General features: G+C 64.3%; 10 protein-coding genes and 2 pseudogenes. 10 read left to right on the top strand and 2 right to left on the bottom strand.

All coding sequences use genetic code 11. The features are described from left to right. The 9 genes and pseudogenes from B3B04_RS00060 to B3B04_RS00020 all read left to right on the top strand — a co-directional run. Nucleotides 1-215 (top strand): annotated as a pseudogene (locus tag B3B04_RS00060) (cell division protein); the annotation flags it as partial. Beyond that, nucleotides 212-2,002 (top strand): peptidoglycan D,D-transpeptidase FtsI family protein, encoded by a 1,791-nt coding sequence (locus tag B3B04_RS00055; RefSeq protein WP_292038475.1) that lies wholly within the window; start codon nt 212-214, stop codon nt 2,000-2,002. The pseudogene B3B04_RS00060 and the gene B3B04_RS00055, both read left to right, overlap by 4 nt. Beyond that, entirely contained in the window at nt 1,999-3,459 is a 1,461-nt protein-coding gene (locus tag B3B04_RS00050) for a UDP-N-acetylmuramoyl-L-alanyl-D-glutamate--2,6-diaminopimelate ligase (protein WP_292038473.1), read from the top strand. Before B3B04_RS00055 ends, B3B04_RS00050 begins: the two co-directional genes overlap by 4 nt. Beyond that, nucleotides 3,452-4,855: a UDP-N-acetylmuramoyl-tripeptide--D-alanyl-D-alanine ligase gene (locus tag B3B04_RS00045; RefSeq protein WP_292038471.1), complete on the top strand. Its 1,404-nt coding sequence runs from the start codon at nt 3,452-3,454 to the stop codon at nt 4,853-4,855. Before B3B04_RS00050 ends, B3B04_RS00045 begins: the two co-directional genes overlap by 8 nt. A gap of 15 nt (nt 4,856-4,870) precedes the next feature. Then, nucleotides 4,871-5,980, top strand: coding sequence for a phospho-N-acetylmuramoyl-pentapeptide-transferase (gene mraY, locus B3B04_RS00040; protein WP_292038469.1), 1,110 nt, complete (start codon nt 4,871-4,873; stop codon nt 5,978-5,980). Between the two features lie 4 nt (nt 5,981-5,984). After that, on the top strand, nt 5,985-7,397 hold the full coding sequence (murD, locus tag B3B04_RS00035; protein WP_292038468.1) for a UDP-N-acetylmuramoyl-L-alanine--D-glutamate ligase: 1,413 nt from the start codon (nt 5,985-5,987) through the stop codon (nt 7,395-7,397). Then, nucleotides 7,394-8,572: an FtsW/RodA/SpoVE family cell cycle protein gene (locus B3B04_RS00030; RefSeq protein ID WP_292038466.1), complete on the top strand. Its 1,179-nt coding sequence runs from the start codon at nt 7,394-7,396 to the stop codon at nt 8,570-8,572. Before murD ends, B3B04_RS00030 begins: the two co-directional genes overlap by 4 nt. 41 nt (nt 8,573-8,613) lie before the next feature. Further along, on the top strand, nt 8,614-9,714 hold the full coding sequence (murG, locus tag B3B04_RS00025) for an undecaprenyldiphospho-muramoylpentapeptide beta-N-acetylglucosaminyltransferase (protein WP_292038464.1): 1,101 nt from the start codon (nt 8,614-8,616) through the stop codon (nt 9,712-9,714). A 69-nt stretch (nt 9,715-9,783) separates the two neighbouring features. After that, on the top strand, nt 9,784-10,926 hold the full coding sequence (locus B3B04_RS00020) for a mechanosensitive ion channel family protein (RefSeq protein ID WP_292038463.1): 1,143 nt from the start codon (nt 9,784-9,786) through the stop codon (nt 10,924-10,926). Here B3B04_RS00020 and B3B04_RS00015 read toward each other — a convergent pair. Further along, nucleotides 10,923-11,390, bottom strand: a complete 468-nt coding sequence (locus tag B3B04_RS00015; protein ID WP_292038461.1) for a surface-adhesin E family protein — start codon at nt 11,388-11,390, stop codon at nt 10,923-10,925. The genes B3B04_RS00020 and B3B04_RS00015 overlap by 4 nt on opposite strands. Nucleotides 11,391-11,433: 43 nt before the next feature. Here B3B04_RS00015 and B3B04_RS00010 point away from each other — a divergent pair, with 43 nt between their 5' ends. Beyond that, nucleotides 11,434-12,246, top strand: a complete 813-nt coding sequence (locus B3B04_RS00010) for a WecB/TagA/CpsF family glycosyltransferase (protein WP_292038460.1) — start codon at nt 11,434-11,436, stop codon at nt 12,244-12,246. Here B3B04_RS00010 and B3B04_RS00005 read toward each other — a convergent pair. After that, a pseudogene (locus B3B04_RS00005) lies at nt 12,233-14,038 on the bottom strand (chromosome segregation protein SMC); the annotation flags it as partial. The gene B3B04_RS00010 and the pseudogene B3B04_RS00005 overlap by 14 nt on opposite strands.

Genomic DNA, 14,038 nt, shown 5'->3' with positions numbered 1-14,038 from the left:
TGCTGCGCGCCGAGGCCACGCGGCTGGAGCAGCCCGCCCGTCTGGAAGCCCTGGCCGCACAGGCAGGCCTCGCGCCGGTCGAGGTGACCAAACAGACCGAACTGGACGCCCTGCCGGAACTGGCCGCGGCCCATAAACCTGCCGAACCCGCCGAGGCGGCTGCTGCGCCGTCTGCACCGACTGTACCCGCTGTTGCAGAGGGGCAAGACCAATGAGCGTGCACGATCATCGCGATATGGGTTGGGGGCGTCCGGCTCCGGGCATCCCGACGCCGCCGCTCAACGGGGTTCTGTCCAAGATCGGTGCCCGCGTCGGCAACTTCATCTGGGACGTTGAAAACGCCTATGGCCAGTCGCGCGCCACCGGTCGCGCCCAAGAAGACCCGCGCCTGCGCATCTTCGTGGTCATGGTCATCTTCAGTCTGGTGTTCGCGGGCCTGATCATCGGCGCAGCCCACCGTGCGCTGCTGAACGATGTGGCCCGCACAGGTGCGATCTCCAGCCGTCCGCTGCTCACCCGTGGTGATCTGGTGGATCGCAACGGCATGCTGATGGCGTCCAACATCACCCACTACGGCCTGTACATCGACCCGCGCGAAGTGTGGGACAAGGATCTGGCCCGCCGCCAACTGCTGGACGCCCTGCCGCGCATTCCGGCCCGCAAGCTGGATCGCGTTCTGTCGGGCGAGCGTCGCCTGATCGTCCTCAGCGGCCTGACCCCGCAGGAGCGTGCTGCCGTGCATGGTCTGGCGCTGGGTGGCGTCACGTTCGAGCCGGAAGACCGCCGCGTCTATCCGCTGGGCACCTCTGCGGCCCACCTGATCGGTCGTGCCGATACGGGCGGCGAGGGCGTGGCCGGTGTGGAGCTGGCTTTCAACGACGAAATCCGCGCAGCCGGTGCCAATGGCGGCAGCTTCCCGATCTCCATCGACCTGCGCGTTCAGGGCGTGGTGGAAAACGAGCTGGCAGCCGCTGCGCTGGCCGCCAATGCCAAGGGCGGTATCGCTGTGGTCGCCGATGTGCAGACCGGCGAGATTCTGGGCATGGCCTCATGGCCGACCTATGATCCGAACCAGCCGATCACCTCGGCCAACAACGCCACCCTGAACCGCGTGACCTCGGCCCACTATGAGATGGGCTCGATCTTCAAGAGCTTCACGGTCGCTGCGGGTCTGGATACGGGCCGCGCCGACATCAACACCCTGTTCGATGCCTCGCAGGCGTTCCAGATCGGCAACCGTCGCATCACCGACTTCCACGCCAAGAACAAGGTCATGACGCTGGAGGAGGTCTATCTGAACTCGTCCAACATCGGCACCTCGCGTCTGGCCGTGGAAATGGGCGGCGATGTAATGCGCGAATATTTCCAGCGGTTTGGCCTGCTGGATGCAGCCCCGATCGAACTGAAGGAGTCGGCCCGCCCGTCGCGCATCCGCAAATGGGATGACTCGACTTTGGCTTCGCTATCGTTCGGCTATGGCGTCATGGCCACGCCGATGCAGATGGTGGCGGCCTATGGTGCCCTGACCAACGGGGGGCGTTATGTGGCCCCGTCTCTGCGTCGTGGCGGCAATCCGGATGCGGTCAGCCATCAGGTGGTGTCGCCGGAAACCTCGGCCACCATGCTGGAGCTGATGCGCCGTAACGTGGCCCGTGGCTCGGGTAGTCGCGCCAATGCGGCGGGCCTGCGCGTCGGCGGCAAGACCGGCTCGGCCAACAAGCTGGTGAATGGTCGCTATGACCCGACTGTGGCGGTCGGCTCGTTCGCCGGTGTGTTCCCGACCGATGGCCCGCTGGATGCCAAACGCTACACCGTCTTCGTCCTGATCGACGAGCCGGGCCAGTATCCGCGCACGGGTGGCTTTGTGGCCGCACCGGCTGTGGGCCGTATCGCCGACCGTATTGCGGGCTTCCTTGGTGTGGAACGCAAGGACGACCGCTGGTTCACCGCGACCGGCGAACGCATTCCCGAACCCCAAGTGCTTGAAGGCAATGCTCAATGAGCGCGCATCGTCTGTCAGAATTGCTGAAGCGTGACCTGTCGTCCGATCCCGAGATTACCTCGGTGACGTCCGACAGCCGCAAGGTGCAGCCGGGTTCGCTGTTCGTGGCCCTGCCGGGCACACGTGCGGATGGTCGCGAGTTCATTTCCCAAGCCCTGTCGCAAGGGGCTGCGGCTGTGCTGGCTCCGGCGGACACGCCTTCGGATGCGGCACCACTTCTGATCGGCTCGGGTGATGTGCACCGCGCCTACGCCATCGCCGCGCGCGCCTTTTACGGGGCACAGCCCAAGAACTGCGTCGCCGTCACTGGCACCAATGGCAAGACCTCGGTGGCCAACTTCTGCCGCCAGATCTGGGCGGCCATGGGCTATAAGTCCGCCAGCATGGGCACGCTGGGCGTCGTCGGCCAAAAGGGCGAAAAGACCTACGCCCTGACCGGCCCCGGCCTGACCAGCCCCGACGCTGCCGAGGCTGCCCGCCTGCTGGCTGAACTGGCCCGCAAGGACGTGACCCACCTCGCGCTCGAGGCGTCCTCGCACGGTCTGGACCAGCGCCGCATCGACGGCGTGGCCATCAAGGCAGCGGGCTTTACCAATCTGACGCAGGATCACCTCGACTATCACCAGTCGATGGAAGAGTACCGCGCTGCCAAGCTGCGCCTGTTCGAGACCTTGCTGCCGCGCGGCCGCACTGCGGTTTTGAACGCTGACAGCGATGCCTATTCGGCCTTTGCCTCGGCCTCGATCATGGCCGGTCTTGGCGTGATGGGCGTCGGCGAGCGTGGTCGCGACCTGACCCTGATCCAGCGCCGCCCGACGCCGGAAGGACAGCGTCTGGTGATCGACGTGCATGGCCGTCTGCATGACATCCTGCTGCCGCTGGCGGGCGCATTCCAGGCGTCGAACGCTCTGGTCGCTGCGGGCCTGTGCATCGCCGGTGGCGAAGATGTCGATCAGGTTATTCCGGCACTGGAAATGATTCAGGGCGCGCAAGGCCGTCTGCAACGCATTCAGGCCCCGTCGGCCCATGGCGGCGAGGTCTATGTGGACTATGCCCATACGCCCGATGGTCTGGAGACGGTGCTCAGCGCGCTTCGTCCGCACGCGACGGGCCGTCTGATCGTGGTTTTCGGTGCCGGTGGCGATCGCGATCGCACCAAACGTCCGCTGATGGGCGAGATTGCCGGTCGTCTGGCCGATGTGGCCATTGTCACCGACGACAACCCCCGCACCGAAGACGCTGCCTTCATTCGCTCTCAGGTGAAACAGGGTTGCCCTGACGCCAAGGAAATCGGCGACCGCCGCGAAGCCATCCGCTACGCCATTGGTATGATGCGCGAAGGAGATGTGGTGGTTATCGCCGGAAAGGGGCATGAACAGGGACAAATCGTCGGCGGAGTCGTACACCCCTTCGACGACGCCACTGAAGCGACCCTGGCCCTGACTGAAAATGCCTGATTTGAAAACGCCGCTATGGACTGCCGAAGCGATTGCGACGGCTGTTGGCGGCACGCTTGTAGGTCCCGACGCTCCCGTCGGTGGCCTGACCTATAACAGCCGCGAAATCCAAGCCGGTGACCTGTTTCTCGCGCTGAAAGGCGCACGCGACGGGCACGCGTTTGCCCAAGGTGCCTTTGACGCCGGTGCCGCCGTGGCTCTGGTGGAGCATCCGGTCGAGGGCGGGGCCTATGTGGTCGTGCCCGATACGCTGAAAGGGCTGGAAGCTCTCGGCGCGGCCTCGCGTGATCGTTCCAATGCCAAACGCGGCGCGGTGACCGGCAGCGTCGGCAAGACCAGCGTGACGCAGGCCATCAAGGCGGGGCTTGATCTGGCGGGTAAGTCCCACGCCTCGATCAAGAGCTATAACAACCACATCGGTGTGCCGCTGACCCTATCGCGCATGCCGGCCGATACCGAACGGGCCGTGTTCGAGATCGGCATGAACCATCCGGGCGAGATCGGTCCGCTGTCCCGGCAGGTGCGTCCGCACGCCGCCTGTGTGACCACGGTCGGCCCCGTCCACATCGAAGCCTTTGAAGACGGCGAGGCCGGTGTGGCCCGCGAAAAGGGCGCGATCTTTTCGGGTCTGGTGCCCGGTGGTGTGGCCGTCATCAACGGCGACAACGAGTATGCCGACATCGTCAAACAGGCTGCCCGCGACGCCGGTGCGACCCTCAAGGTTTTCGGCACTGGTGAAGACGCCGATGCACGCCTGCTGTCCTTCGATGCCGATCCTGAAGGCGCAACCGTGGTGGCCGAGATCGAGGGCGAGCGCCATGCCTTTCGTCTGGCCCAGTCGGGCGTGCATTGGGGGCTGAACAGCCTTTGCGTCATTCTGATGCTGCGGGCGCTGGATGTGGATTTGCAGACCGCGTTCGAGGCGCTGGCCGATTTTGCCCCTCTGGCAGGTCGTGGCCAGCAGACCACGGTGGCGCATAAGGGCGGTCATTTTACCCTGATCGACGAGAGCTACAACGCCAATCCGCTGTCGATGAAGGCGGGTTTTACCAGCCTTGGCCAGCATCCGGTGCACGGGCAGGGACGCCGCGTCGTCGTGCTGTCCGACATGCTGGAACTAGGTGAACACAGCCGTGCCTTGCACGAAGGGCTGGTTGAACCACTGGTTCTCAACAGGATTGATCTGGTTCACCTTGCCGGGCCGCAGATGCGCCAGCTTTACGACATTCTGCCGCCCCGCTTGCGCGGCGAATGGCGCGAAACGGCTGCCGAGCTTGCCTCCATTGCGGGGCAACTGGTGGCACCCGAAGATATCGTCATGGTCAAGGGATCGAACGGCTCCAAAGCTGCTCTGGTTGCCAAGGCCCTCGCAGAGCTGAACAGCACGGCTGAGTAACAGGAACACCGTCCGATGTTTTATCTCCTGTATCTGTATTATGCGGATGTCGCTCAGGACTATCCGCTGCTGCACCTGATCCAGTATCAGACTGTCCGTGTGGCTCTGGCGATGGCGACCGCCATGATCGTGGCCGTGGCCATGGGCAGCCGCTTCATCAACTGGATGCGCGCGCGTCAGGGCAAGGGTCAGCCGATCCGTGACGACGGCCCCGTGACCCACCTCTCCAAGGTCGGCACCCCGACCATGGGCGGGCTGATGATTTTGGCCGGTATCGCCGTGGCGGTGCTGCTGTGGGGCGACCTGACCAATCCGTATATCTGGATCGTGTCCGGCGTGACGGCAGCTTTCGGCGTGCTGGGCTTTGTCGATGATTATGCCAAGGTGACCAAGCAGTCGTCGGCCGGTCTGACCTCCAAGCAAAAGCTGGCCGCACAGACTGTGGTGGCTGTGATTGCAGGGGTTCTGACCGTTCTATGGATGACCCAGTCGCCGACGTCGCCAGGGCTGGAAACCTCGATTGCCTTCCCGTTCCTGAAGGCAGTGCTGCTGAATATCGGCTGGTTCTATGTGGCCTTTGCGGCCTTCACCATCGTCGGCTTCTCCAATGCTGTGAACCTGACCGACGGTCTGGATGGTCTGGCCATTGTGCCGGTGATGATGGCGGCGGGTGCCTTTGGCATCATCGCCTATCTGACCGGTAACTTCCTGTTTGCCGACTATCTGGCCGTGCACCACGTACCCGGCGCAGGCGAGCTGGCCATCTTCTGTGCAGCCATCATCGGCGGCGGCATGGGCTTCCTGTGGTACAACGCTCCGCCTGCCAAAATCTTCATGGGTGACACCGGCTCGCTGGCTCTGGGCGGCGCTCTGGGTTCGATGGCCGTGGCGACCAAGCACGAACTGGTGCTGGGCATCGTCGGCGGCCTGTTCGTGGTCGAGGCCGCCTCGGTCATGATTCAGGTCGGCTATTATAAGCTGACCGGCAAGCGCATCTTCCTGATGGCCCCGATCCACCACCACTTTGAAAAAATGGGCTGGCCGGAATCGACGGTCGTGATCCGCTTCTGGATCGTGGCCGCCATGCTGGCTTTGGCCGGTCTGGCGACCCTCAAACTGCGTTAATCTTATGATCCCCGTCCCCGGCTTTGAAGGCAGACGCGTTGCGGTTTTCGGCCTCGGCCGATCGGGGATCACGGCTGCCCGCGCGCTACAGGCGGGCGGGGCACAGCCGGTTTTGTGGGATGACGGCGTCTCGGGCCGGATGCAGGCCGAGGCCGAGGGCTTCAACGTCGAGGACCTGACGGTTGCCGACTGGACCCGTTTTGACGCGCTGGTCCTGTCACCGGGCGCGCCCCTGACCCATCCCAAGCCGCACTGGACTGTCGAAAAAGCGCATGAGGCGGGTATCCCCGTCATCGGCGACATCGAACTGTTTGCCCGCGCATTGGACGCCTTGCCGCAAGGCCAGCGCCCGCGCGTGGTGGCCATCACCGGCACCAATGGCAAATCCACCACCACGGCCCTGATCGCCTTTGTGCTGAAACAGGCAGGGCTAAAGGTGCACATGGGCGGCAATATCGGCATCGGCGTTTTGGCCCTGCCGCAGCCGACGCCCGATGCGGTCTATGTGATCGAGGTGTCCAGCTATCAGCTGGACCTGACCACGCGGTTTGCGCCCGATGTAGCCATCCTGACCAACATCAGCCCCGACCACCTCGACCGTCACGGCGGGATGGAAGGCTATGTGAAGGCCAAGTCCCGCATCTTTCAGGCACAGTCGCCTAATGCCAGCGCCCTGATCGGTGTCGATGAGGACTGGGGGCGCGGTCTGGCCGACGCGCTGGAAGCCAAGGGCGAGACCGTGACCCGCATCGCCACGGCCCGCCATGAAGGCGATCTGCCCGTGCAGGGCTGGCGCGCGGCACCGGGCCTGCTGCTGGCGGATGATGCGCGTATTGACCTGACCGAAGCGCGCTCACTGCCGGGGCGTCATAATGCCCAGAACGCAGCCTTCGCCTATGCCACCGCACTGGCGCTGGGCCTCAGCCACGAGCAGGCGCAGAACGGGTTAAAGACCTTCCCCGGACTAGCGCACCGCATGGAGGCGGTAGGCCACATCGTCGGCCAGACGGGCGATGTGCGCTTCATCAACGACTCCAAAGGCACCAATGCCGACGCCGCCTATCAGGCGCTGGCCTCCTATCCCAAGGTCTTCTGGATCGCGGGCGGAAAGGCCAAGGATGGCGGCATCGAGCCCCTGCGCCCGTTGTTCGGCCACATCGCCAAGGCCTATCTGATCGGCGAGGCCGCAGAGGCTTTCGCGGTGACGCTTGGTGCTGTGCCCCATGTGGTGGCAAACACCATGGATCGCGCTGTGCAGATGGCCGCCGAGGATGCGGCGGCTGCGGGGGGTGATCAGGTGGTGCTGTTGTCACCCGCCTGTGCCAGCTTTGACCAATTTCCCGATTTCGAGGTGCGGGGAGAGGCGTTCCGCGCCGCTGTGCTTGCCCTCGGAGCCGTCGCGGAGGCCGCCGTATGAGTTCGTCCTACGCCCACCCCTTTTCGCGCAGCGACCGCAGTCTGCTGGCCAACTGGTTCTGGACGGTAGACCGCCCGCTGCTGATCGCGGCGCTGGTGCTGATGGCCATTGGCGTCATGCTCAGCTTCGCCTCCAGTCCGGCGGCGATCAATGCGGATGAATCGCTGACCGACCCGTTCCACTATGCGTGGCGGATGATCATCTTCTCCGGCGCGGGCTGCGTGGCCATGCTGGCCTCCAGTTTGCTGTCTATGAAGGGCGTGCGGCGTCTGGCGGTGCTGACGCTGGGCTGCGCCATCATTGCCATGCTGCTGCTGCCGTTCATCGGGTCCGAAGTGAAGGGCGCGGCGCGCTGGATCAATCTGGGCCCGTTCAGCCTGCAGCCGTCCGAGTTTGCCAAGCCCGGGCTGATCGTTTTTGCGGCGTGGATGTTCTCGGAATCCGGCAAGGGGCAGGGCGTGCCGGGTGTGACGCTGGCCGTCTTCACCTGGTTCTTTGTCGTGCTGCTGCTGCTGATCCAGCCGGACATCGGCCAGACCCTGCTGATCACCACCACCTTTGCCGCTGTCTTCTTTATGGCGGGCATGCCGGTGAAGTGGATCTTGGGCGTGGCAGCCTTGCTGCCGGTCGCGGCGGCGGGGCTGTATTTCAGCTTTGGCCACATGCGTGACCGCCTGAACCGCTTCTTCTCGCCCGAAACCGCCGACACCCACCAGATCGACCGTGCGTCCGAGGCCATCCGCGCCGGTGGCCTTGTCGGTCGCGGAATCGGCGAGGGCGTGATGAAACGCCATGTGCCCGACCTGCATACCGACTTCATCTATTCGGTGGGGGCCGAGGAGTACGGTCTGGTTCTGTCGCTGATCATTATCGGCCTTTATGCCTTCATCGTCCTGCGCGGCATGAAGAAGGCGATGAAGTTGGCCAATCCGTTCGCCCAGACGGCGGCGGCGGGCCTGTTCATCCTGATCGGCCTTCAGGCCTGCATCAATGTGGCGGTGAACCTCAGCCTGATCCCGACCAAGGGCATGACCCTGCCGTTCATTTCCTATGGCGGCTCGTCCATGGTGGCCATGGGCCTGACCATGGGGTTTGCCCTGTCTTTGACGCGCCGTGTGCCGGGGGCCTATGAGCCGGGCACCAATATCGGTGTGCGTGGCCGTATCCTGCCTTAAGCTGTAAAGCCTGTCTCAATAGAAGCCGAGAGCCTGAGATTATGACTGCATCATCCCGCGTCTGTGTGATTGCCGCTGGCGGCACCGGTGGCCACATGTTCGCCGCCGAGGCGCTGGCCATGGTGATGAAGGCGCGCGGTTGGCGCATCATTCTGGCCACCGACAAGCGCGGCCAGAACTATGCCCAGAAGTTTCCCGCCGAGATGATCGTGCCGCTGGAAGCCGCCACAGGCTCAGGCGTGGTGGGGATGATCAAGGCAGGGACTGCCATCATCAAGGGTGTCGGTCAGGCGTCGACCGCGTTCAACCAGCTGGGGGCCGATGTCGTGGTGGGCTTTGGCGGCTATCCGTCCGCGCCCGCGCTGGTGGCGGCTGTGGCAACCCGCCGTCCCACCGTTATCCACGAACAGAATGCCGTACTGGGCAAGACCAACCGCTTCATCGCCGCTAGCGTGGATACGGTGGCGTCGGCCTTTTCCATTCTGGGCCGTGCGCCCAAATCGGTGGCCGATGATGTACAGGTCGTCGGTAACCCCGTGCGACCGGATATCCGCGCTCTGTACGACCGCGCCTATAAGGCCCCCAAGGCCAAGGATCCGATCCATGTGGTGGTGACGGGCGGCAGCCAAGGGGCCCGCATCCTGTCCGAAGAGACGCCCAAGGCGCTGGCTGCCCTGCCGGAAGAACTGCGCAAACGTTTGCGTGTCTCGCAGCAGGCCCGCTTTGAAAATCTGGCCGCAGCCCGCAAGACCTATCAGGAGGCCGGTATCGAGGCCGAGGTCGAACAGTTCTTTGACGATATGGCCAACCGACTGAACCGCGCCCATCTGGTGATCGGTCGCTCGGGCGCTGGCACCTGTTCGGAACTGGCCGTAGCCGCCATGCCGTCGGTGCTGATCCCGCTCAAGATCGCGACTGACGATCACCAGACCCTGAATGCCAAGGTACTGGTCGATGCCGGTGCCGCGCGTACGATCGCCGAGGACGATTTTAGCGCGCAGGCCCTGACGCAGGTGCTGGGCGAGGTGCTGGCGAATCCGGAGACCTTGTCGGCCATGTCGGCGGCGGCCCGTTCGGTAGCCATTCCCGATGCCGCAGAGCGTCTGGCCGATCTGGTCGAGGCGACCGCGGCCGCGCGCTAACGCCGGTTCACAGACCGTCACTCCAACACGCCTCTTGGGGCAGGAGCCGAAGACGTTTAGTCTGGCTCCATGCCCCAGTTCGTGATCGACCTGACCAATACTGTCTTCAGCCTGTGGCGGCAGTTTAACTGGCTGCCCAAATGGGCTGTCATTAGCATCATCGTGGTGGCCTTCACCTTTGCGGGGTGGCTGGCCAACTATGTTGTGTTTGCGGCGCTGCGCTTTATCGCGCGTAAACGCGACCGCTTCTGGCAGCGCGCGCTGGAGCGCGCGCGCCTGCAACTGGGCCTGCTGGTGATGATATTCGCCATGGCCTTGGCGGTGACGGTTTCGCCGTTGTCGGTGGAAATGTCGATCGTCGCACGGCGGGTGCTGCTGGTGGCTTTCCTGCTGGGGCTGGGTTGGTCCTTGGCGACGCTGGTTGACGCGGGTGCTCAGGTTCAGCTGAAACGCTATGACACCGAGGACGACGCCAACACCCACGCCCGCAAAAGGGTTACCCAGACCCGTATTCTGCGCCGCGTCCTACAGGTTCTGATCCTGCTGGTTTTCCTCGGACTGGCGCTGCTGACCATTCCGGGCGTGCGCCAGTGGGGGCTGTCGCTGCTGGCTTCGGCGGGTGTGGTCGGTATCGTCGCCGGCCTGGCGCTGCAGCCGTTTTTGGCTAATCTGATCGCCGGCATCCAGATCGCCACGGCCCAGCCTATCCGCATTGACGACGCCGTCGTTGTCGAGGGTGAGTGGGGGCGGGTCGAGGAGATTACGTCCACCTATGTGGTGGTGAAACTATGGGACTGGCGGCGTATCGTGTTGCCGCTGACCTATTTCATTCAGAAGCCGTTCGAAAACTGGACGCGGATGGATACCCGCCTCTTGGCACCGGCCTTCCTGTGGGTGGACTATGAGGCCCCCATCGACCGTCTGCGTGCCAAGCTGGAAGAAGTCGTCCACCAATCCATTCACTGGGACGGCGATACTGTCAGTCTGGTGGTGTTCGATATTACCGAGCGCACTGCGAAAATCCGCTGCTTGGCCAGCGCACGCAATGCCACCGAGGCTTTCGATCTGAAGTGCGAAATCCGTGAAAAAATGCTGGCCTTTATGCGCGACGAATGCCCCGAGGCCTTGCCGCGTGATCGTGTCGATCTGGCCCAGATAGAGCCGGCACCGAAATCGACGCGCGGGCATTATCTGGGCGAGGGCGAAATCTAGTCGTTGTCGGCGGCCAAGGCGATGGCTTCGGCGAGAGACCGGGCATCGACGCGCGTCTCCGTTTCGCGACAGGCCACGGCGGCCAGTTCGGCGGCATCGCCGCCCGCCGCCAGGGGATAGGGCGCTGTACGCGTTGGCGTGGCCGGCCCCAGTTGCCCGTCATCGGTCAGGGATTGAAAATCCAGCCGCTGTGCCGAGCGGTTGTCGCAGTCAAACGCCCACAATGACCAGCCGCCCAGATAGCGCTTGTCACCGAGCTGCATCGGCTCGTCATTCAGTTGCAGCGCGCGCAGGCTGGCGCGCCCGTCCGCGTGCGGGCGCACGCTGTCCAGATCAGCAAAATAGGTAAAACGCCCCTGGCCGGTCAGCTGCAAACGCAGGCCGTTGGCTTGGGCAAAGGCGGGCGTGGCCGTCGCCGTCAGGGCAGCCAGAAACAATGCGCCCGCGCGAACTTTTGTCACCATCAGAGAACCCATCGTTAATCGCTGTTATCTATTGTGGCCGTAGATGACCAGCACAGATGCCATCGCCGACGCGGCCATACAAAACACGACTTCGGGCGCGTCGCACACCCGTGTGACCATCATGGGCCAGCCGATGGACCTGATGACCGGCGCGCAGGTGCTGGACTGGATCCAGTTCGCTGCCCGCGGGCGTCGTCGCGCCATAGTGGCCAACCACAATCTGCACAGCCTTTATCTGGTCGAGCGCCACCCCGATATGGCCGATCTGTATGCGATGGCCGATCTGGTGCAGATCGACTCCATGCCGCTGATCAAGTTTGCGCAGCTGACGGGAAAGCCTGCGGGACCGGAGCACCGCTCCACCTATCTGGACTGGCGAGAACAGTTCTGGGCCATGGCACAGCGTTATGGCCTGCGTGTGTATTATCTGGGGGGCGAGCCGGGCGTGGCTACAGGGGCCATCCGCATGATGGAAATGGCCTATCCGGATGTGCGCTTTGGCGGTCGCGACGGCTATTTTGATATCGAGGCCGAGGGCGAGGAAAACCAGTCGGTGCTGTCGGCCATCCGCCGTTTCGCGCCCGACATCCTGATGGTGGGCATGGGCATGCCGCGTCAGGAAGTCTGGATTGCCCAGAACTATCGTGACCTGCCGCCGTGCGTGGTCATGCCGGTGGGGGCGGCGTTCGACTATGAGGTCGGTATGCAAAAGCCCGCGCCGCGCTGGATGGGGGAGTGGGGCATCGAATGGCTCTATCGCCTGTGCCATGACCCCAAACGTCTGGCGTCACGCTATCTGGTCGAGCCGTGGTTCCTTCTGAAACCTGCGCTCAGGGACCTGCTCAAGCGGCAATAATGTTTTCGGCCTGTTTCAGGTCCACGCTGACCAGCTGGCTCATGCCGCGCTCGGGCATGGTCACGCCGTAAAGACGGTCCATCCGGCTCATGGTCACCGGATTGTGGGTGATGCAGATAAAGCGCGTGTCGGTGCGGTTGCGCATTTCGTTCAGCATTTTGCAGAAGCGGTCGACGTTGGCGTCGTCCAGCGGCGCATCCACCTCGTCCAGCACACAGACGGGGGCGGGGTTGGCGAGGAAGACGCCAAAGATCAGCGCCGCCGCCGTCAGCGCCTGTTCGCCGCCTGACATCAGGCTCATCACCGACAGGCGTTTACCGGGCGGGCAGGCATAGATCTCCAGACCGGCTTCCAGCGGATCATCGCTTTCCACCAGTTTCAGCTCGGCCTGACCGCCGCCGAACAGGGCTTCGAACAGGGCTTTGAAATTCTCGTTGATGACTTCGAACGCCGCCAGCAGGCGCTCGCGACCCTCGGCGTTCAACTCATCGATGCCGTCGCGCAGTTTGGCGATGGCCTGCGTCAAGTCGATGCGCTCGGTCTTCATCGCCCCGAGGCGGTCGTCGTATTCGGCGGCCTCTTCCTCGGCGCGCAGGTTTACTGCGCCCATGGACTCGCGCTCGCGCTCAAGAGCGAACAACAGGTTCTCCGCGCCCTGGGTGTCCGGCGGGCGGGCGATGGCGTCTTCCTGTAGTTTGCGGCCCAGTTCTTCGGGTGTCATCTGGGCCGTCTCGCGCAGGGTGCGGTCGGCGTCGGTCAGGCGCTCGTCTGCGGCTTCGGAACGGGCATGCAGTGCAGCGCGCGCCTCACGTGCTTGGCCCGCTGCACTTTCAGCGGCACGGGCGGCCCGGTCGGCCTCGGTGGCCTCGAACTCGACTTGTTGCAGGGCGTCGGTCGCGGCCTTTTTACGGGTCTCGGCGGCGACCAGCGTATCCATCAGCTTGGAGCGCTGCTCGGCAAAACCTTGCGGCGCTTCCTCGGCCTTTTTCAGTTGAGCGGCGGCCTTTTCGGCATCCTTTTCCAGCGTTTTGATACGGCTGGTGGATTCCTTTGAGCGTCCCAGCCAGCTTTCATGCGCGCGCGTCAGACTGCCAAGGCGCTGTTCGCGCTGCTGGCGGTCGCGGGCTTCTTCGTCGCGGCGTGAACGGGCGTTCTGGGAGGCCTGACGGGCAGTGTCGGCGGCCGCGCGGGCCGCGTTCAGTTCGCCGCGAAGGGTGGCGATGGTTTCGGACGGTGCCTCAACCGACTGGGCGGCGTCATAGGCCTCTTGCGCCTCGGCGGTTTCGGCTTCCAGACGGGCGACGGTTTCGTCCAGCGACTGGGCGCGGGCTTCCTTGCGGGTTTGCTCGCGGCGCAGATGCTCCAGACGGTCGCGCGCGCTGGTCACGGCCTTGTCCAGACCGAAGGGGCGGGTACGGGCCTGTTTGACGCTTTCCTCGGCGGTGCGGAAGGCGTCGGTGGCGGCGCGCAAGGCGGCTTGAGCGGCCTCTAGAGCAGGCTTGCCCGCGTCACTCTCGGCTTCCAGTTCCGACAGTCGGGTGCGCTGGGCCAGTCGCACAGCGGCGGGGCGCGGGGCCTCGGCGCGGCTGATGAACCCGTCCCAGCGGTAAAGGTCGCCTTCTCTGGTCACCAGACGGGCACCGCGCGGCAGGCTACGGGCCAGATCGGCGATGCGATCACGGCTGGTCACGCCACAGTATGCCAATCGGGCGGCCAACTGTTCGGGCCCTTGCACATGGTCGGCCAAAGAGGTCACGCCGTCCGGCCAGCTGTGCGGCGCGACGGCGGCTCC

The organism is Brevundimonas sp. UBA5713, from assembly GCF_002419815.1.
Lineage (GTDB): Bacteria > Pseudomonadota > Alphaproteobacteria > Caulobacterales > Caulobacteraceae > Brevundimonas.
The sequence above is the reverse complement of the archived record's forward strand: the minus strand, read 5'-3'. Positions and strand labels throughout refer to the sequence as shown.